The sequence below is a fragment of the Methylocapsa sp. D3K7 genome (genome assembly GCF_029855125.1).
Taxonomy (GTDB): Bacteria; Pseudomonadota; Alphaproteobacteria; order Rhizobiales; family Beijerinckiaceae; genus Methylocapsa.
The window spans coordinates 2,317,911-2,335,661 of the sequence record NZ_CP123229.1; the positions used below are offsets into that span (position 1 = coordinate 2,317,911).

The 17,751-nt window shown below is 56.4% G+C and carries 22 protein-coding genes; 19 read left to right on the forward strand and 3 right to left on the reverse strand.

Annotated features, from left to right (window positions below; genetic code table 11):
• Positions 1-40 precede the first annotated feature (40 nt).
• Together QEV83_RS10655 and QEV83_RS10660 are read right to left on the reverse strand one after the other, a co-directional pair.
• Entirely contained in the window at positions 41-499 is a 459-nt protein-coding gene (locus QEV83_RS10655; protein ID WP_280127722.1) for a hypothetical protein, read from the reverse strand.
• Positions 500-616: 117 nt separating this feature from the next.
• On the reverse strand, positions 617-1,030 hold the full coding sequence (locus QEV83_RS10660; RefSeq protein ID WP_280127723.1) for a nuclear transport factor 2 family protein: 414 nt from the start codon (positions 1,028-1,030) through the stop codon (positions 617-619).
• Positions 1,031-1,206: 176 nt separating this feature from the next.
• Between QEV83_RS10660 and QEV83_RS10665 the strand changes: the two genes are divergently transcribed.
• Positions 1,207-2,856: an FAD-dependent oxidoreductase gene (locus tag QEV83_RS10665; protein WP_280127724.1), complete on the forward strand. Its 1,650-nt coding sequence runs from the start codon at positions 1,207-1,209 to the stop codon at positions 2,854-2,856.
• An 11-nt stretch (positions 2,857-2,867) separates the two neighbouring features.
• Positions 2,868-3,281, forward strand: a complete 414-nt coding sequence (locus QEV83_RS10670) for a Rieske 2Fe-2S domain-containing protein (RefSeq protein WP_280127725.1) — start codon at positions 2,868-2,870, stop codon at positions 3,279-3,281.
• Between the two features lie 35 nt (positions 3,282-3,316).
• Here the strand turns inward: QEV83_RS10670 and QEV83_RS10675 are convergent, their stop codons facing one another.
• A complete protein-coding gene (locus QEV83_RS10675; protein ID WP_280127726.1) occupies positions 3,317-3,928 on the reverse strand; it encodes a hypothetical protein in 612 nt (203 codons plus the stop codon).
• A 133-nt stretch (positions 3,929-4,061) separates the two neighbouring features.
• On the opposite strand from QEV83_RS10675, the gene QEV83_RS10680 reads away from it, so the two are divergent.
• From QEV83_RS10680 to nifT, 17 genes are all read left to right on the forward strand, one after another.
• Positions 4,062-5,765, forward strand: coding sequence for an ATP-binding protein (locus QEV83_RS10680; RefSeq protein ID WP_280127727.1), 1,704 nt, complete (start codon positions 4,062-4,064; stop codon positions 5,763-5,765).
• A 165-nt stretch (positions 5,766-5,930) separates the two neighbouring features.
• Positions 5,931-6,251: an iron-sulfur cluster assembly accessory protein gene (locus QEV83_RS10685; RefSeq protein ID WP_280127728.1), complete on the forward strand. Its 321-nt coding sequence runs from the start codon at positions 5,931-5,933 to the stop codon at positions 6,249-6,251.
• Positions 6,252-6,305: 54 nt separating this feature from the next.
• Complete coding sequence (locus tag QEV83_RS10690) at positions 6,306-6,596, forward strand: NifU family protein (protein ID WP_280127729.1); 291 nt, start codon at positions 6,306-6,308, stop codon at positions 6,594-6,596.
• A 14-nt stretch (positions 6,597-6,610) separates the two neighbouring features.
• The gene (nifS, locus tag QEV83_RS10695; protein WP_280127730.1) at positions 6,611-7,810 is read left to right on the forward strand and encodes a cysteine desulfurase NifS; all 1,200 of its coding nucleotides are present in this window, start codon (positions 6,611-6,613) and stop codon (positions 7,808-7,810) included.
• Between the two features lie 7 nt (positions 7,811-7,817).
• Positions 7,818-9,002 carry a homocitrate synthase gene (gene nifV / locus QEV83_RS10700; RefSeq protein WP_280127731.1) on the forward strand — a complete coding sequence of 395 codons (1,185 nt, stop codon included), beginning with the start codon at positions 7,818-7,820 and terminating at the stop codon, positions 9,000-9,002.
• Positions 8,996-9,826, forward strand: coding sequence for a serine O-acetyltransferase (gene cysE / locus QEV83_RS10705; protein WP_280127732.1), 831 nt, complete (start codon positions 8,996-8,998; stop codon positions 9,824-9,826). The genes nifV and cysE overlap by 7 nt, the downstream gene beginning before the upstream one ends.
• Entirely contained in the window at positions 9,823-10,191 is a 369-nt protein-coding gene (gene nifW, locus QEV83_RS10710; RefSeq protein WP_280127733.1) for a nitrogenase stabilizing/protective protein NifW, read from the forward strand. Before cysE ends, nifW begins: the two co-directional genes overlap by 4 nt.
• A gap of 159 nt (positions 10,192-10,350) precedes the next feature.
• Positions 10,351-11,205, forward strand: a complete 855-nt coding sequence (locus QEV83_RS10715; RefSeq protein ID WP_280127734.1) for an electron transfer flavoprotein subunit beta/FixA family protein — start codon at positions 10,351-10,353, stop codon at positions 11,203-11,205.
• Positions 11,206-11,222: 17 nt separating this feature from the next.
• Positions 11,223-12,320 carry an electron transfer flavoprotein subunit alpha/FixB family protein gene (locus QEV83_RS10720; RefSeq protein ID WP_280127735.1) on the forward strand — a complete coding sequence of 366 codons (1,098 nt, stop codon included), beginning with the start codon at positions 11,223-11,225 and terminating at the stop codon, positions 12,318-12,320.
• A gap of 10 nt (positions 12,321-12,330) precedes the next feature.
• Complete coding sequence (locus QEV83_RS10725; protein WP_280127736.1) at positions 12,331-13,635, forward strand: FAD-dependent oxidoreductase; 1,305 nt, start codon at positions 12,331-12,333, stop codon at positions 13,633-13,635.
• Positions 13,632-13,943 carry a ferredoxin family protein gene (locus QEV83_RS10730; RefSeq protein ID WP_280131027.1) on the forward strand — a complete coding sequence of 104 codons (312 nt, stop codon included), beginning with the start codon at positions 13,632-13,634 and terminating at the stop codon, positions 13,941-13,943. The genes QEV83_RS10725 and QEV83_RS10730 overlap by 4 nt, the downstream gene beginning before the upstream one ends.
• Before the next feature lie 36 nt (positions 13,944-13,979).
• Entirely contained in the window at positions 13,980-14,525 is a 546-nt protein-coding gene (locus tag QEV83_RS10735) for a hypothetical protein (RefSeq protein WP_280127737.1), read from the forward strand.
• Positions 14,456-14,824 carry a hypothetical protein gene (locus QEV83_RS10740; protein ID WP_280127738.1) on the forward strand — a complete coding sequence of 123 codons (369 nt, stop codon included), beginning with the start codon at positions 14,456-14,458 and terminating at the stop codon, positions 14,822-14,824. Before QEV83_RS10735 ends, QEV83_RS10740 begins: the two co-directional genes overlap by 70 nt.
• A gap of 188 nt (positions 14,825-15,012) precedes the next feature.
• Positions 15,013-16,794, forward strand: a complete 1,782-nt coding sequence (gene nifA / locus QEV83_RS10745) for a nif-specific transcriptional activator NifA (RefSeq protein WP_280127739.1) — start codon at positions 15,013-15,015, stop codon at positions 16,792-16,794.
• 42 nt (positions 16,795-16,836) lie between these two features.
• The gene (locus QEV83_RS10750) at positions 16,837-16,998 is read left to right on the forward strand and encodes a hypothetical protein (protein WP_280127740.1); all 162 of its coding nucleotides are present in this window, start codon (positions 16,837-16,839) and stop codon (positions 16,996-16,998) included.
• 175 nt (positions 16,999-17,173) lie between these two features.
• Positions 17,174-17,368, forward strand: a complete 195-nt coding sequence (locus QEV83_RS10755; RefSeq protein ID WP_280127741.1) for a 4Fe-4S binding protein — start codon at positions 17,174-17,176, stop codon at positions 17,366-17,368.
• 163 nt (positions 17,369-17,531) lie between these two features.
• Positions 17,532-17,750 carry a putative nitrogen fixation protein NifT gene (nifT, locus tag QEV83_RS10760; protein ID WP_280127742.1) on the forward strand — a complete coding sequence of 73 codons (219 nt, stop codon included), beginning with the start codon at positions 17,532-17,534 and terminating at the stop codon, positions 17,748-17,750.
• Position 17,751 lies beyond the last annotated feature (1 nt).

Sequence of the window (17,751 nt, forward strand, 5' to 3'; positions counted from 1 at the left end):
CTGTTGCGAAGACTTCCGACTTACTATTCGGGCACCGCTGTCATGGATTGCTTGGCAAGGCGTATCCGGTTCGAGGCCTTGCCTCGTAATAATCAGGTCTTTCCGGCCACCCGCCTTCCGGCATGAATTTGAACTTGGTGAGGGTGATCGGAGCCCCCTGCGAGCAAGAGACCGCATCGAATTTGATCTCGCGATCGCCTGGACCCGCTGAGAAATCGGCAACTACCGTTCCGTCCTCCTTACAGGCGCGCGCAAATCCTGGTGTTCCCACGAATTTCGCTGCCACCGGATTTTCAACGAAAGCGGGGCTTTCGAGCTCTTCGGACGCGGATCCAAAGGCTGGTGATGCGAAGGTAAAAACGGCAACGACGCCGCTCCGGTCAACGGGGGAGTCCGGATCGAGCGGACGGGCGACGGAATAGACGGTGAGAGTGCCTCCATCGAGAAGAGCCTTGAGCTCCTCGATCCCGCAATTTGCAAACGCTTGTGTGACCTTCACTGCGACTCTCCTGCTCCGATGCTTTACCAGGAGTTTATCAATTTTTGTGCCAACTAAAGCAGGTTCTGAGATGTCCCGCCTTCGCTGACAGGCAAATCCAGCTGATCAGAAAGCATTCTAATGGATTTGCCCGGCCGGCCGGAATGGATCGCTTGAAGCGTGGATTTCGGCTTTGGCGATCGGACTCGCTTGATGATGAACCAGCCGCCACATCCCGCCGACGCGTTTGAAGTGATTGCTCGCCGCGAGAGCTAGCGGCCCAATCATTTCGATGCTGAGGACTCGCCCTTCATCGCCGGTGATGATGGCATGGGGTTCATGACATGTAATCGCTGGGCTGCGTGCATTTTCAAGAATGTCGCGCCAGCTGCCCACCACGCCGATACGTCCGACGAACGCGGGCCAGCCAGGATGAATGCAGGAGATGGCGTCATCGTCCGCCCAGAGGCACGCCATAGCTTCGACATCTCCCATCGAGAAAGCGGCATAGAAGGCAGCGTTGGCGGCGAGGATCGTGCTTTCGTCGGTCATGATCCTTCCGGTGCGATAGCCACGACAAGAAATCAAGCGGAATTCGCGGGTGCATGCGCGCAAACGACGCGGTCCGTCTTCAAACGGGCGTTGGCAAAGGCCAAAAAGTCTTTGCGCGAGTCTTGCCACGATTCTTGCAAGGCCCACCCCACGCGATAGGATGTGAAGGAAGGCCAATGCTTGAAACGGCAATCATTGGAGGCGGCGTATGCGGCCTTGCTTTGGCGAAAGCTTTTCACGACCAAGGCCGGGACTTTGTATTGTTTGAAGCACGTGCACGGCTTGGCGGTCGCGTGCTCTCCGTGACTTGCGGGCGAAGCGGGATAGATGTCGATCTTGGCCCAACATGGTTCTGGCCGGAGACGCAGCCGCTCATTACCCGCCTTATCTCAGATTTGCATCTTACGGATTTTCCCCAGCATGATCAAGGCGCGCTGCTGCATCTCAGAGACCCAGACAAGAAGCCCGAACAGCTCGATGGCGAAAGCGTGCACGGTGGCGCCAGACGTCTTGCCGGAGGTATGGCAAGTCTCATCGATGCCCTGGCTGCCAAACTACCCAAGGATAATATAAAGCTTGGATATGCCTTGGTCGGCGTGACCGAACGAGGAGATTCCGTCGGGCTTAAGTTTCGGTGCAAAGACCTGCTGGTTGAGGTCGCCGCACGACAAGTCGTGCTCGCGCTGCCACCTCGGCTGCTTGACGAACATGTCCGCTTCGAGCCCGAACTCGACAGCGAGACGCGCGAGGCCATGCGCGGGGCCGAGACCTGGATGGCCGCGCAAGCCAAGGTCGTTATAAGCTATGACCGGGCTCTTTGGCGCGATGAAGGCCAGTCTGGAAACGCCTATGTCACGCATGAGCAGGCCGTGCTTGGTGAAATCTTCGATGCCTGCGATATAACAGCAACTAAAGCCGCGCTCGGCGGATTTCTTGCCTTGTCGCCGGAATTGCGGCAATCCTTTAGCGCCGGTCTGCCTCTGCTCATGGCCAATCAAATGGAACAGGTCTTTGGCCATAGGCTGGAACGAGACGAGCAGCATTATCAGGACTGGTCACTTGACCCTTATACTTGCAGCGCTTTGGATCGCACCGCGCCGGGTGCCCCTCATGCGGGTTTCGCCAATCCCCTCCTGCGGCGGGCTTTATGGGACGGAAAGCTCCATTTGGGCGGTGCGGAAACAGCGGCTGGCAGCAGCGGCTACCTCGAGGGTGCCGTCGAAGCCGCAAGGCGGATTTCCCGCGAACTCATCAGAACGCGCGCGTCCTTCGCGCAGACCGTCGCGGTCAGCGTTGAAAACCGCGAGGAAGCCGACCCGCAGTCCCTGAATGCAGCAAGTCTTGCGCGGTTTCGCGAATGGGTTTCTGGTCAAACGGATGCCGTCTTCGAGAGCTATCGGCATCGACTAAACCGTGGCCTCGCCCAGCAGCAAAGGGATCAACTCACCCAGCGCGCCGTTCTCGGTGCGATCGAAGAAGTTTATAGCAAAGCCTTGGATATGCTCGACGGCTTACCCTTTGATATGAGCGGTATTGGTGTCGAGCGCGGCCGTTCGGCGCTCACGCTTGAAGTACAGGCCCCATTCCGTGATGTCATGAAAGCGGTACTCGACGATGTCACAGCGTTTAATGCAACATCTTGTGCTCTCTCAAATTTTCCCGAGGAGCATCATTTGAGCAAAGCCTATTTACAAACGATTCTAAGGGATATCGCCGCTGCCTGGCAAGAATTCTCGCTCGCCGCCAACGCGCTGCTGCTAAGCAAAGCCGAAACATCAGGCAATCGCTGGCACCCGGAGAATCTGACTATGGGGGAATTGCCTTGAACGAGGATACCATGGACTCAGCTATTGCCTACGCGATCTGCGGCTTGAACGATATTCCTAGCCAAAGAGCGAGGGGTTTCAAATTAATGATTGTTGGCGAGGATGGCATGCCGCGTCCCTGGTCCATTGTCGTGGTCCGATGGGGCAAACAGGTCTTTGGTTATATCAACAAATGCCCGCATGACGGGGTCAATCTCGATTGGGAACGCAACCAGTTCCTGGATCCGAACGGTATCCGTCTGCTGTGCGGAAAGCACGGTGCCTTGTTCGAACTCGGAACCGGCATATGCGTTGATGGGCCTTGCAAGGGCCGGAGTTTGACGCCGGTTGCCTTGAGCGTTCTCGATGGAGACATTTGCGTCTTGGGTGTCACGCTCGTCGAGGAGGAGGAAGAGGAGAATCTTCCAGACGAAAAGCAGGCCTGATCCACTGCGGTTCCGGTGGCTTGCCCACAGGAACCTTATACCGGGCGATTGGCATTGCGGTTCTTGACCGGTTCCATCAGCTCTAGCCCTTTTTCATAGGTGATGGCCTCATATCTCGCGTCCAAGCCAACCGCCGCATCAAGGACGTAATCAAGCTTTCCGGCCGTATCTAGCTTTTTGATGTCGTTCTTGTCGATACTCATGAGGTCGAGCATTTCCTTCCATACGGTCGATTCGTCGCAGGGCAGAATAATGAACGTGATGCCCTCGATGGTGACCCGATATTTGGCCAGAAGGTCTATGTTGTTGCAAAATATGAAATAGGTTCCGGTTGGGCTGAGAAGGCCCTTCAGAACCTCAGCGACCTCCTTCAGATAGGCGAAGGAATGTAGGTAGCCGGCCAAAACAGGTATGGCCGGTTCGCCCTCCTGTACGATGGTGAGAACCTGTTCGATGGAAAAATCCGGCGGCCGTTTTTCGTCCGCCACTTGTGCTTGAAACTTGAGTGCAATGTCGCCCCGGAAACCGAACCTCCCGGGCTTTGTCGTGGGGCTCTTGAGGACGGCGTTAAGCAAGCGGCCCTCCCGGTCTAGGGAACTCAGGGCGGTGTTCTCAATCCCAGCTACGGTTTTCTCAATCGTTGTCATGGATCGTCCTTCAGTTTGTTAACGGAAAGATTGCGCAAGTGCTGGCGCCTATGCAATTGGCTGGCCGCTTTGGCGCGATGCGTGCAAGCTCACCCGGATCACAGTTTTTTCGTACCGACGGCAGGCGCGGAACATGAAGCTTCAGATTGAACGGCCCTATCTCGAAACGATGGTCGCGGCTTTCCCAGAGCTTGCACCCTTGAAAGAACAGCTCCGTTTTGGCGACAACGTTGAAGTGCCGTTTCAACAGCTTTCGAGCGCGGAACTGATTTTCCTTCAGAACCTGTATCGCGATGCTGGACCGAAAATGCAGGCCAGTTTTGCTTATCTCTCAACACTCCAAAGGACATTTGACGACAAGGGCGTCACCTTCACGGCCGACGATCTCGAATCTGTGCTACCGGCAATAGCGCGTTACTTGGTTGCCGACGCGGTCCGAGGCTGGATGTTCACCGCGAGTACGGCACGCCGTCTTCTGCCCTATGCGATAACCCGGCTCGACTATACGCCTCCGTCGAACGACGAGACCGGACGTGTCTTTGTCGAATTGAAGGCGAATGCCAAAGGGGCGATCACCAGCATAACGCTCCGGATCTCGGCCAGCGACATCGTCGGCAAAACGGTCGCCGAAATTTTTTCGGCCAAGGGCTTTTTGAAGGAAACTCCGGAGCTTATTGCCGCCTATGATGAGACCGTGGAACGTTATTTCGATTGGCGCGGCAGATATGGCGCGCAATTCTCTGGCCGAGGAACGGGTTTCTATACGGAAGATCCCAATTCCTCCCACCGGGACACGGATTGGTCACGAAAAGACATCGTCGTCCTTGCGTCAGGCGGGGGAGCCGCCCGGTTGGTCAATGACGAAAGCATTTTAACCAATCGCGCACGGACTCTCGATGTAACGGGAGATATTTTTGGTCAATATTTGAGAAAGGCCGCGAAGAGCAATCTCTATAATGCCGAAGATGAAGTGGAGGAATCGAAGGCCGCGATCCGGAAAGGTCTCTTTTGCCAAATTCCTGTCCACGCCTATATCCTCATGTTTCATCTCGATTTGCATCATTATTTGTGGGTTCACGTCGATGACGTCGCACCCTACGCCTATCAGCCAGATCTGAAGAAGAAGCTGATTTTACCCGAGGAGCAGACGGATCTGATCGACATATTGACGGCCGAAATGGACATCTTGATGGATGACATTATCGCCGGAAAATCAGGAGGGACAACCGTCCTTTGCGCGGGGCCTCCAGGGGTCGGCAAGACCCTCACCGCGGAAGTCTATTCCGAGATCATCAAGCGGCCGCTCTACAGAGTGCATTCGGGCCAGCTCGGGCTCAATGTGGCTGCGATGGAGACGGTGCTTAAGGACACATTGACGCGTGCCCAGCGCTGGGGCGCCGTTATGCTCATCGACGAAGCGGATGTCTACATTAAGCGCCGTGATGACGACATCACAATGAATGCCGTCGTCGGCGTGTTCTTAAGGGTTCTCGAATATTTCAATGGCCTTTTGTTTTTGACGACAAACCGCATCGACGACATCGATGAAGCGATTGTTTCGCGTTGTATCGCGTTGATCAAATTCTATCCGCCTGATAGCGCGGCGCGACGGCGGATTTGGACAGTCATGACCGAGCAATTCGGGCTTGCGGTCGATGGGCAGCTTTTGGATCGGCTGACGGAAACATTCCCAGAGGCGAGCGGGAGGGACATCAAGGGCTTGGCCAAGCTCGTCGCAAAATATTGCCACCACAAGAGTGTCGAACCGTCACTGAGCGTGTTCAAACGCTGCTCGATCTTCCGTGGAATGGATCTCGAAGAGCCATTAGCGCGCTGATCGATGGAACGTGCCGCGCACAACATCGCTGTCGGAAACCGGACACACGTCATAAACGCAACAGCGTGGCGACAAAGATAGACATCAAATCAAGAGGTTGCGGGATGGCATGGAGCTTGCTCTGCCGGGGGATCACATGAAATCCTCGGTGGTAGGAGGTGAGCGATGATTAACCTGACCGACAGTGCCTTGGATGCGGTGCGGAACGCGATGGCGGGTGCTTCTGAGCCGGTCGGCGGCTTGCGTATCAAGGTTGAGAGTGGGGGCTGTGCCGGCAACAAATATTTGATGGGTCTCGTCAATGAGGCTGAGCCAGACGATACCGTTGTCGAGCGGGATGGCGTCAAGGTCTTTGTCGATATGAACAGTCACGACATGCTTGCCGGCACGACCATCGATTTCGTCGTGGCGCTCGAAGGCGCTGGGTTCACCTTCGAGAATCCCAATGCTACCTCAAGCTGTGCCTGTGGTAAGTCGTTCGGCTGACATCTTCTTCAAACACACGATCCTTTGAACTCCTCTTCGAGTGAGACCATTCCCATGTTGGCTGAATCAGGACAGACAAGCGCCCCGGTGACTGGAGAGGCTGAGCGCCTTCAGCTCATCAAAGATGTCATAGAGGAGATTCGTCCCAATCTGAGGCGTGATGGTGGCGATTGCGAGCTCGTCGAAGTTTGCGGCAATAAAATTATGGTCAGACTCACAGGGGCTTGCGTCTTTTGCAAGTTGAGCAACGCTACCCTTGAAGGCATTCAAGCTCGCGTCGTGGAGAAGCTGGGTGAGTTCGTGCGCCTTGTTCCCGTCATGGGCGGGGTCAAGGCAAGTCATTGAGGGAGAGGCATTCCGTGCGGCCGATCTATCTCGACAACAATGCGACGACCCGGACGGACCCAAAGGTTCTCACTGCGATGCTGCCGTATTTTACGCAGCAATTCGGCAATGCGTCCTCGACTCATGCCTTTGGTACCGATGTTAGCGGTGCGTTAAAACAAGCCCGTCAACATTTGCAAGCGCTTCTGGGTAGCGCGTTCGATCACGAGATTATCTTTACTTCTGGCGGCACGGAATCCGACAATGCGGCAATTCTCTCCGCACTTGAGTCCCAGGCGGACCGTGATGAGATCATCACGACGGCGGTCGAGCATCCTGCAATTCTCACGCTCGCTGGTCACCTTGAGAAATCCCGGGGAATAAAAGTTCACTACATTGGTGTAGATGGGCGAGGCCGCTTGGATATTGAGGCCTTTCAGAGGGCGCTTGGACCGCGGACCGCCATCGCCTCCGTCATGTGGGCCAATAATGAGACGGGAACCTTGTTTCCTGTGGAGCACCTCGCGGAACTCACCCATGACGCCGGGGCGATTTTTCACACTGATGCGGTGCAAGCGGCCGGTAAGGTTCCGATCGACCTCAAGAGTACCAAGATCGACATGCTTTCGCTGTCGGGACATAAGTTGCATGGGCCGAAGGGAATCGGCGCACTCTACATACGAAAAGGCGTAAAGTTCAAGCCTCTCATACGTGGCGGCCATCAAGAACGTGGCCGCCGGGGCGGCACGGAAAACGTGCCAGCGATAGTCGGGTTTGGCAAAGCCGCGGAACTTGCGGCCGATCATCTGCAGGAAGAACACACGCGGGTCGCGGCCCTGCGCGACCGGCTTGAAAGGGGACTGCTTCAGATTGGCCATTGCTTTGTGACCGGCGATGACCAAAACCGGATGCCTAATACCTCCAACATTGCTTTTGAGCACATCGACGGCGAGGCGATTCTTCATCGCATGAACAGGGAAGGAATCGCTGCGTCATCAGGATCGGCTTGCACCTCGGGTTCGACCGAGCCATCCCATGTCCTTCGCGCAATGGGTATCCCTCCGAAAGCTTTGCACGGTGCGATCAGGCTCTCCCTCTCGCGCGAAAATACCGCTGATGATGTTGAGCGGGTATTGGCGATTATGCCCGGCATCATTGCGAAGTTGAGGGAAACCTCGCCGATGTGGCAGGAACGGCAAGCGGATCCCGAACTCCGTGTGCCAAATTATGTATGAGGGAAAGATGACCGCTCAGGCTTTCCCCCCGGTGATCGTGAACGATACCACGCTTCGCGATGGTGAGCAGGCCCCTGGCGTTTCCTTCACGATTGATGAAAAGATCGCGATCGCGCGCGGGCTTGACGCCGCTAGGGTCGATGAGATCGAGGCAGGAATTCCGGCGATGGGAGCAGCCGAGATCGACGCCATCGCCGCGGTGAGTTCGGCGGTACGCAATGCGGTTGTTATTGCATGGTGCCGGATGACCGAATCCGATGTCGATGCGGCGCTCAAGACAGGTCTTTCGCGGATCAATCTGTCGGTCCCCGTGTCCGACCGGCAGATTAGGGTAAAATTCGGATGTGGCCGCGAGGACGTGATCGCGCGCATTCACCGGGTCGTTTCCTATGCGCGCGACAAGGGATTTGAGGTCTCGGTGGGCGGCGAAGATTCAAGCCGCGCTGATTTCGATTTTCTCCTCCGGGTTGTCGCCGCTGCACAGACCTCCGGAGCCCACCGTTTTCGCTTCGCTGACACGCTTGGCGTGCTCGATCCCTTTAAGACTCATGATCTTTTCGAGAGTCTGCGGCGGGAAACCGACATGGAGCTTGAGTTCCACGGACATGACGACCTTGGGCTCGCGACCGCCAACACCCTTGCCGCCGTTCGCGGCGGCGCAACCCACGTGAGCGTCTGTGTTCTTGGGCTCGGCGAGCGGGCTGGTAACGCCGCACTTGAGGAAGTAGCGGCCGCGCTCGCGCAAGTGTCCGGTCGCATGACGGCGGTCGATCTTACCCAGCTCACTTCTCTCGCGGAGCTTGTTGCACGGGGGACGCGCCGGCCAATCCCCGCAGCCAAATCCATCGTCGGCGCGGCGGCTTTCGCCCATGAATCTGGAATCCATGTCTCGGGGATTTTGCGTGACCCTGAGTGCTACGAGGCTGTCAATCCCGCCCAGTTCGGGCGCGCCCGCAGCATCGTTCTCGGCAAACATTCGGGCATGGCAGCAATTTCCAATGCTTTGACCTCGCTTGGTATTACCGCGGATGAAGGCAGGGCAAGACGCGTCCTTGATGAGGTTCGGATACGCGCAGTTGCCCTGAAGAGGTCAATCCACGAATCCGAGTTACTTGAATTCTATGCCGCCACGGGTTCTGAGGAAACGGCTCTCGTGGCACAATCCGCCCTGGATCGAGGCACTCTATGCTGACCGCGCAAAGCCTCAAGCATACGGCCGGAGGAAAGCCTAATACCAGGATTTTGACTCAGCTGCGTGAAGACATCGGTTGTGTGAAGGCGCGCGATCCGGCGGCGCGGCATACGCTTGAGATCATCCTCACATATCCGGGAGTGCATGCTCTCGTCCTCCACCGTTTCGCGAACCAGTTGTGGCGCAAAGGCTTGCGGTTTCCGGCGCGCCTGCTTTCGTGGTTCGGACGGTTCACCACGAATGTCGATATCCATCCTGGGGCGACGATTGGGCGCCGGCTCTTTATCGATCATGGCGCCGGCGTCGTGATCGGCGAGACGGCAGAGATTGGCGACGACGTGACCCTTTATCACGGTGTCACTCTTGGAGGGACAAGCTGGTCGCCTGGCAAGCGGCATCCGACAGTCGAAAGCGATGCTTTGATTGGCGCCGGAGCCAAGATTTTGGGACCAATCGTCGTCTGCGCAGGCGCCCGGGTTGGTGCGAATTCCGTGGTCGTCGAGGATGTTCCGCCGGGCATGACCGTGGTCGGAATTCCAGGAAGGATCGTCCGCGATCCGCACAAGCGGCGGCGCCTCGATGGGCGCATCGATCTCGAACACCACCTTATTCCAGATCCCGTGGGCGAGGCACTTACCCGTATGCTCGACAGGATCGAGTTTTTGGAGGCGCGTGTCGCCCATTTGCAGGGACGCGGCAATCGGCATGCGTCCGGCATGCCTGCCGCACCCGACGCCGAGACCCAGTGCGGGACCGGTAATCTTGAGTGGAAGACGCAATCGGCTCCGGCTTTTTGCGCGGCGATGGAGGCGCTTCGGTCATGAGCATGCTTGATGAATTGGGATGTCTATCCACGGCGGAAGACTTCTTCACCTTTCTCGATGTTCCTTTCGAACCTACGGTTGTTCAAGTCGCCCGGCTCCATATTTTGCGCCGCATGGGTCAATATTTGAAGGGCAGTCAGCTCGACGGGGTTTTCGAAGGTCTGAGCGCCGCGGAGGTCCGCGCGCTTTGCCGCGAACATCTCGAACAAGCTTACCAAGATTTTGTGAAATCTTCGCCCATCCAGGAACGCCTGTTCAAAGTCCATAAGGAGGCCGTCGAGCAGAAGCCGGAGCCTGCAAAGCCATTTGTGCCACTCACGTCACTCGCGGTGGCAGACAAGCATAACGACAAGGATGTCGCCTAGCCGACAATAGAGTCAGGTTTTGTTTTTCGCTTCTGCGCGAACGAGCCGGGCACCATCTGCTGTTTGGGAGACTTCTAGTGTGGGGATGATTGGCATGGCGCTTGCGGTAATTCGTCGGCGATCTTCATTGCAAGGACCCTAGGGCGAAAGTGAGAACCGATGCACATCGTCGTTTGCATGAAACAGGTTCCTGATAGCGCGCAGATCCGCGTTCATCCCGTCACCAATACGATTATGCGGCAAGGCGTGCCGACGATCATCAACCCCTATGACCTTTTCGCGCTCGAAGAAGCGATGCGGTGGCGAGACAAGTTCGGCGGCGAGGTGACGGTCCTGACCATGGGTCCGGCCATGGCCGAGGACTCGCTACGCAAGGCACTCACATTCGGGGTTGACCGAGCGGTGCTCCTGACCGACCGGTTTTTCGCGGGGTCCGATACGCTGGCGACCAGCTTTGCCTTGGCAGCTGCGCTCCATAAAATCGAGTTGGAGTTTGGCAAACCGCAAATGATTTTCACCGGCAAACAGACAATTGATGGCGACACCGCACAAGTAGGTCCTGGCATCGCCAAGCGTCTCAATCTCAATCAGCTTACTTATGTCGCGCGGATCGTGGATCTCGATCCTGAGCTTGGTCATATTACAGTCGAGAGGCGGGCAGAAGGCGGTGTGCAGGTCTTATCGACGTGCTTGCCGGTTTTGATCACCATGCTCGAAGGTGCAAATGAAATCCGGCGTGGGACGCTCAATGATGCATTTCGTGCGGCGCGGGCGAAGATCGTGACGTGGAACGCGGCGGATGCAGGAATCACGGATCTCACACAATGCGGTCTACGCGGATCGCCCACTATTGTGAAAAAAGTGTTTGCACCCTCTCCACGGGCCGAGAAAGCACATCAAATCCCTTCGGCGGATGTTTCCATGGAAGCGCTCGCGGAGACGGTGATGGCGGAAATTTTTAAGCGTCAGCCAGCCCTCGAAAGTGATCTCATGCGATTTTCGGCAGGGCAATAGGAAGAAGAGGCGGGACAATGACCGAGGTCGCGAAACCAGCCCCCCCGGCACAGAGCCGGGCCGGTTTGAAGAAAGAGCTGCCGGAGCACTTCAAAGGCTACAAGCACGTCTGGGTCGTTGTTGAATGCGAGCATGGCGCGGTGCACCCCGTCTCGTTCGAACTTTTGGGGGAAGGCCGGAAGCTAGCCGATAAACGGAGCGTAGAACTCGCTGGCGTCGTCATGGGAAGCGACAAGGACGCGATCGCCGCTGCGGCCATCGCATGCTTCGAATATGGAGCGGATATTGTCTACACGGTGACAGATCCCGCCCTCGCTCATTATAGGAATGAGGCCTACACAAAAGCCATGAGCGATGTCGTCAATACCTACAAGCCCGAGATTTTGCTCCTCGGCGCGACGACACTCGGGCGTGATCTCGCAGGGTCCGTGGCAACGACTTTGCTTACCGGCCTTACCGCCGATTGCACCGAACTCGCCATAGATGATGAAGGCTCGCTCGCAGCCACCCGGCCAACGTTCGGCGGTTCGCTCCTTTGTACCATTCTGACGCTGAATTACAGGCCGCAAATGGCGACAGTGCGGCCGCGTGTTTTGCCGATGCCAATACGGCAAGAGGGCCGGCGCGGGCGCATTGTCGAGCACCCCTTGGGGCTCCTTGAAGATGATATCGTGACCAAGGTAGTCCGGTTCGTCGCCGACAGGGATTCGAACAAGGCCCAGCTTTCCTACGCCGATATCGTTGTCGCGGGCGGCTTGGGCTTACGATCAGCCGAAAATTTTCAGCTCGTCAAATCTCTCGCCGAAGTGCTTGGCGCGGAATATGGTGGCTCGCGTCCCCTTGTCCAAAAAGGCTGGATGACCTCGGACCGGCAGATCGGACAAACGGGAAAAACAATCCGGCCAAAACTTTATATCGCGGCTGGAATTTCAGGAGCGATACAGCATCGGGTTGGTGTTGAGGGTTCCGACATGATTGTCGCGATTAATACCGATCCGAACGCTCAGATCTTCGACTTTGCCCATCTCGGGATTGTCGCGGATGCCATCCGGCTTCTGCCGGCCCTGACGGAGGCGTTCCGCAAGCATTTGTCGGTGAATAGGCTTGCTGGCTAAGGAGGCACGGATGATCGAAGAACGCTTCGACGCGATTGTTGTAGGCGCCGGACCTTCAGGTAACGCTGCGGCGTATACCATGGCCAAGGCAGGCCTCAAAGTCCTTCAGCTCGAGCGAGGAGAATATCCGGGTTCGAAGAACGTCCAGGGCGCGATCCTTTATGCCGATGCGCTGGAAAAGATCATTCCTGATTTCCGGGACGACGCACCTCTCGAGCGCCACATCATTGAGCAGCGCCTGTGGACAATGGATGATACATCCTATGTCGGCATGCATTACCGCTCCGAGGACTTCAATGAGGAACGGCCCAACCGTTACACGATCCTTCGCGCGCAATTCGATAAATGGTTTAGCCGCAAAGTCCGCGACGCGGGCGTTGTGCTGCTGTGCGAAACGACGGTCAAAGAGCTTCTTCTTAACGCCCATGGGAAAGTGATCGGCGTGAAGACAGACCGCGATGGTGGAGTGGCTTTTGCCGACGTCGTAATCCTCGGCGAAGGCGTGAACGGGATCGTTGGGCAACGGTCGGGCCTGCGGTCAGAGCTGAAGCCAGATAGCGTTGCGCTTGCCGTGAAGGAGATGCACTTCTTGCCGCGCGAAGTCATCGAGAGCCGGTTCAATTTGAAAGGCAATGAAGGCACGGTCATCGAGGCGATGGGGACGATCACCGCTGGAATGACGGGGACGGGCTTTCTTTACACCAATCAGGAATCGATCTCTGTCGGCATTGGCTGCATCGTGTCGGATTTTGCTGAAAATGGCACGACGCCCTACGGGCTCCTCGAAGCTTTCAAAAATCATCCGAGTATTAAGCCGCTGCTGGCAAACTCCGAATGCAAGGAATATGCGGCCCATTTGATTCCGGAAGGCGGCTACAATGCCATCCCGGAACTTTTTGGAGATGGGTGGATCGTCGTCGGTGATGCGGGCCAGTTCGTCAATGCCGTGCACCGGGAAGGGTCCAACCTCGCAATGACGACGGGCCGTATCGCGGGTGAGACAGTTGTATCTCTCAAGCGGCAGCGAGTGGAATTGTCGAAAGCCAATCTTGCGGAATATAAGCGCCGCTTGGATGCGACCTTCGTCATAAAGGACCTGAAGAAGTACAAGAAAATTCCCGAATTTCTGCATAGAAATAAGCAGGTATTTGGCCTCTATCCGAGGCTTCTTACTTCCGCCGCGCAGACTTGGTTTCGAGTTGATGGAGCGGACAAACGGAGCAAGGAAAAAGAGATCCTTAAATCATTCCGCAAGGGCCGGTCACTGCCGGGCCTTATCGGAGATGCATTCAAGCTGGCGAGGGCATGGCGATGACAAGCGTGGCGGAAATCGGTGCCTCCGGCGCCAAAGTTGAAGAGAAGCTTTTCCAGAACCGCTATCTCGTGGACGCGGGCCGCCCGCATATCAAGGTGCGCCCGCATGAGATTCCATCGAAAGCTTTGCTATCGCTCACCTACACGTGCCCGGCCGGTTGCTACAGCCAAAATGACAAGGGTCAAGTAGAAATCACGGTGGATGGTTGCTTCGAATGCGGGACCTGCCGTGTCGTGACGGCTAAGACAGGAGAGGTCGAGTGGGATTATCCGCGCGGCGGATTTGGGGTTCTGTTCAAGTTTGGTTGATTGCCAGCGAATGGAGGCGTTGCACGGAGTGGGCCTGTGCGTTTGCCGGACGCCGAAATCGATTTTTTGATCAATGAAGATGTGGGTTTCGGCGATTTGACGATGCGCGCGCTTGGTATTGGCGGCCGTCCGGGCCGGACGACATTCACTGCGCGCCAGGATCTTATTCTTTGCGGAACGGATGAGGCCTGCCGGATGCTCACGCGGCTCGGCGCATCGGTGACCTTCGCCGCGCAAGCTGGAACTCGGAGCTGCAAGGGCGTGCTTTTGTTAGAGGCGGAGGGACCGGCGACGGCGCTTCACGCGGGATGGAAGGCTACACAAACACTCATGGAATGGGCGTCCGGCATTGCAACGCTGACCCATGAGATCGTCGCGGCCGCGAGAGCCAGTGCACCACGAATTGCAGTTCTCTGTACGCGGAAAGCCGTGCCTTTCAGGAAGCGGCTTTCCCTGAAGGCAGTGATCGCGGGGGCGGGGAGATCCATCGTCTCGGGCTGTCGGATACGATCATGCTGTTTGATGAGCATCGGATTTTTTTGGAAAAGCCCGCCGATCTCAAGGCTCCTATTGTTAAGGTGAAGGAGCGATCCCCTGAGCGGGCCGTCATGGTTGAGGTCACATCGGAGGCTGATGCCTTCTTGGCGGCCGAAGCGATGGCCGATGTCATTCAGCTCGAGAAATTCGTGCCCGCTGCCGTGGCGCGAGTCGTGACCGGAATCCGAAAGAGAAGCGATGGCCGTCCGGCTATCGCCGCAGCTGGCGGAGTTAACGCGCAAAATGCGGGGGATTATGCGAAGGCAGGGGCTGATACGCTCGTCACGTCGGCACCTTTTTATGCAAAACCCACGGATATTCAGGTTTGTTTCTTCCCGTTGTAATAAGGCGCCGGCCGTTTGTTCCCCGGGGCAGAAAGGTTTTTATCTACCAACATGGGTTTGACACAGAATTTTGTTGCACTTGCGTCTCGCGCCTGCAACAATGCTTCGGTGCACCAAATTGGATGGCGCACTCATGATTCAAGATAATTGGCAGGCATGCTGTAACCAAGAAGCTTGGTGCGATGGCTATGACTAGTCCAAATCGGGACGATCCGAATCTCGGGCCCGAGAGCAAAAGTTTTTTCGCAAGGCCCAATGAGTTCTCCAACCGCGCGGACATCGCTCTGCATGGCGTCTACGAGATCTCGAAAATTCTGGCCGCCCCCGCGCGCCTCGAGACCACATTATCGAATGTCCTGAAATTGCTGTCGAGCTTTCTCGAGATGCGCCATGGCATCATTGCGCTCCTCGATGACGGCGGCTCGCCTGACGTCGTTGTGGGTGTTGGCTGGAACGAAGAGAACGCGAAAAGTCATTTCGAGAGAATTCCGGAACGGGCAATTGGTCAAATTGTTACGACAAAAATGCCTGTTGTTATCGAGAATGTCGCAAGGAATCCGCTGTTTTCGGATTGGCCGTCCACCGAGCAGGGCAAGACTGAGGCAAAAGTCTCGTTTATCGGCGTTCCGATCAAGGAACGCGACCGGGTGATTGGTACGCTGACCATCGACCGTATTTGGGACGGCCGGGCAAATTTTCGTTTCGACGAGGACGTTCGATTCCTGGCGATGATTGCCAATCTTGTCGGTCAGGCGGTGCGCTTGCACAATGTCGTGGCGCGCGATCGCGAGCGTCTCATGGTCGAGCAAAGCCGTCTTGCCAAGGAGTTGTCCGAAACAATCGTTGCCGACCATGAACCGCGCATGCGGGGCATCATTGGCGATAGCGCCGCGATCCATTCCGTACTCCACAAGATCAAAATCGTGGCGCGGACCAATTCGACAGTTCTCTTGCGCGGAGAATCAGGAACCGGCAAGGAGCTTTTCGCGCGTGCCACCCATGATCTGTCGCCGCGCAAGAAGGGACCTTTCGTCAAGCTCAATTGCGCAGCGCTGCCAGAATCCGTCTTGGAGTCCGAGCTTTTCGGCCATGAGAAGGGCGCTTTCACGGGGGCGATTGGTCAACGCAAGGGCCGTTTCGAACTTGCCGATCGCGGTACGCTCTTTCTGGACGAGATTGGCGAGATCTCGCCCGCGTTCCAGGCAAAGCTGCTTCGCGTTTTGCAGGAGGGAGAATTCGAGCGCGTCGGAGGTATGCGGACGCTCAAGGTGGACGTCCGCTTGGTAGCGGCGACAAACAAGAACCTTGAAGATGCCGTAGCCCACGGGGAATTCCGTGCCGATCTCTATTACAGGATCAATGTTGTAACGATCTCGGTTCCTGCGCTTCGAGCAAGGCCGGAGGACATCTTTCTTCTCGCGCGGGAATTTCTGCGCCGCTTCAATGAAGAGCATGCTACGCAATTGGCCTGGACTACCTCCGCCAAGAACGTCCTCGAGGGATGTTATTTTCCAGGAAATGTAAGAGAACTCGAGAATTGCGTGCGCAGGACGGCCACGCTGGCAAAGGGCCTGAAAATCGTGGCGGATGACTTTGCCTGCCGCCATGATGAATGTCTTTCTTCGACCCTTTGGAAGGGGACGCCCGGAGTGCCGAGACCTTCCAATGCCGCCCCGAGCCAAGCACCCGCTTTCAAAAGCCCGCCCCACTCCTCTCCTCCAGTCTCCGCTCCGGAAAAACTCTCGCCGCCATTGGACGGTGATATCATCGCCCCCTCGCCCGACGCGTGCCCGCAGGCAGGCAATTGCAGCATCGTGAATGGTGAGGGCGAGGCTGAACAGGAGCGTTTGCTTCAGGCCATGGAGACGGCGGGGTGGGTGCAAGCCAAGGCTGCGCGCTTGCTCAATCTCACGCCGCGCCAAATCGGCTATGCTCTCCGCAAATACGATATTCCGATTAAAAGATTTTAGCTTGAGGCGCGCCTCTCTCACTCGTTGAAGACAACGCCTAGGATGCGCGATGCCTTGGGCGTTCTCGCGGCTACGTGCGAGACGCTCCAACACTTCGACAATTTCATTCCAGTGCTGCGCGACATGCCATTGGCGGATCTCGCGGGAGGATGTTCGGATTCCGACATCCCGTCGTACGAGTTGCTCTGGATTGTTCGAGAATAAATCCTTAATGGGCGTGAAATCAGCGGCTTAACTAGATGGCACATTGCTTGCTGTTCACGTCACGAACAGCGAAGCGGTCCGCGCATGTTGTCGCCTATCCCATGCCAAGAACGGTCGGCGAAAATGCGAGGACTTCGTAACAAGCACGACGTCGCGTCCGTAAGAGGAGATGGACATGGCCTATAAGATCATCGCTTCCCAATGCACCAGCTGCAGCATTTGCGAATTTGAATGTCCCAATGCAGCAATTTCGATGAAGGGCGATACATTTGTGATCGATCCAAAGAAGTGCACGGAATGCGAGGGTTCTTACGACAAGCCAAAATGCGATGAAGTCTGCCCGGTCCCGAAGACCTGTGTTCCAGCCTAGACCATGATTGCCTTGAGTTAAGAGGCGTTGGATCTGATTTTTCCCGCATGATCCCCGCTTGAAGAGCGGCGCTTTGAGAATAAATCGCATCATTTGGCTGTCGCATGGACGACAATATCCAAATCATAGTCCCAGAGTCCTGCGACCCAAAGGAAATGACTTCATGAAAGTAATGATTCGCCGTTCCCCCGAGACCGGACTTTCAATTTATGTTCCGAAGAAGGATCTCGAGGAGCCGATTGTCGAATCGGAACATGAGACCTTATGGGGTGGCTGGATACGTATCGCGAATGGCTGGGTGCTCAACCTTCCCGAAATGGCACCTGATACAAAGCTGCCAATAACCGTCAATGCACGAAAAAGCGGCGAAGAAGAGGAGTAAT

Excerpts from the sequence above, each read along its gene's own strand:
- QEV83_RS10675 (WP_280127726.1), bottom strand. The coding sequence starts at position 3,928 with ATGACAACGATTGAGAAAACCGTAGCTGGGATTGAGAACACCGCCCTG.
- QEV83_RS10660 (WP_280127723.1), bottom strand. The coding sequence starts at position 1,030 with ATGACCGACGAAAGCACGATCCTCGCCGCCAACGCTGCCTTCTATGCC.
- QEV83_RS10750 (WP_280127740.1), top strand. The coding sequence starts at position 16,837 with ATGCGCGATGCCTTGGGCGTTCTCGCGGCTACGTGCGAGACGCTCCAA.
- QEV83_RS10715 (WP_280127734.1), top strand. The coding sequence starts at position 10,351 with ATGCACATCGTCGTTTGCATGAAACAGGTTCCTGATAGCGCGCAGATC.
- QEV83_RS10670 (WP_280127725.1), top strand. The coding sequence starts at position 2,868 with ATGGACTCAGCTATTGCCTACGCGATCTGCGGCTTGAACGATATTCCT.
- QEV83_RS10690 (WP_280127729.1), top strand. The coding sequence starts at position 6,306 with ATGTTGGCTGAATCAGGACAGACAAGCGCCCCGGTGACTGGAGAGGCT.
- QEV83_RS10680 (WP_280127727.1), top strand. The coding sequence starts at position 4,062 with ATGAAGCTTCAGATTGAACGGCCCTATCTCGAAACGATGGTCGCGGCT.
- QEV83_RS10740 (WP_280127738.1), top strand. The coding sequence starts at position 14,456 with ATGCTGTTTGATGAGCATCGGATTTTTTTGGAAAAGCCCGCCGATCTC.
- nifV (WP_280127731.1), top strand. The coding sequence starts at position 7,818 with ATGACCGCTCAGGCTTTCCCCCCGGTGATCGTGAACGATACCACGCTT.
- QEV83_RS10665 (WP_280127724.1), top strand. The coding sequence starts at position 1,207 with ATGCTTGAAACGGCAATCATTGGAGGCGGCGTATGCGGCCTTGCTTTG.
- QEV83_RS10755 (WP_280127741.1), top strand. The coding sequence starts at position 17,174 with ATGGCCTATAAGATCATCGCTTCCCAATGCACCAGCTGCAGCATTTGC.
- QEV83_RS10720 (WP_280127735.1), top strand. The coding sequence starts at position 11,223 with ATGACCGAGGTCGCGAAACCAGCCCCCCCGGCACAGAGCCGGGCCGGT.
- QEV83_RS10685 (WP_280127728.1), top strand. The coding sequence starts at position 5,931 with ATGATTAACCTGACCGACAGTGCCTTGGATGCGGTGCGGAACGCGATG.
- nifW (WP_280127733.1), top strand. The coding sequence starts at position 9,823 with ATGAGCATGCTTGATGAATTGGGATGTCTATCCACGGCGGAAGACTTC.
- QEV83_RS10730 (WP_280131027.1), top strand. The coding sequence starts at position 13,632 with ATGACAAGCGTGGCGGAAATCGGTGCCTCCGGCGCCAAAGTTGAAGAG.
- nifA (WP_280127739.1), top strand. The coding sequence starts at position 15,013 with ATGACTAGTCCAAATCGGGACGATCCGAATCTCGGGCCCGAGAGCAAA.
- cysE (WP_280127732.1), top strand. The coding sequence starts at position 8,996 with ATGCTGACCGCGCAAAGCCTCAAGCATACGGCCGGAGGAAAGCCTAAT.
- nifT (WP_280127742.1), top strand. The coding sequence starts at position 17,532 with ATGAAAGTAATGATTCGCCGTTCCCCCGAGACCGGACTTTCAATTTAT.
- QEV83_RS10725 (WP_280127736.1), top strand. The coding sequence starts at position 12,331 with ATGATCGAAGAACGCTTCGACGCGATTGTTGTAGGCGCCGGACCTTCA.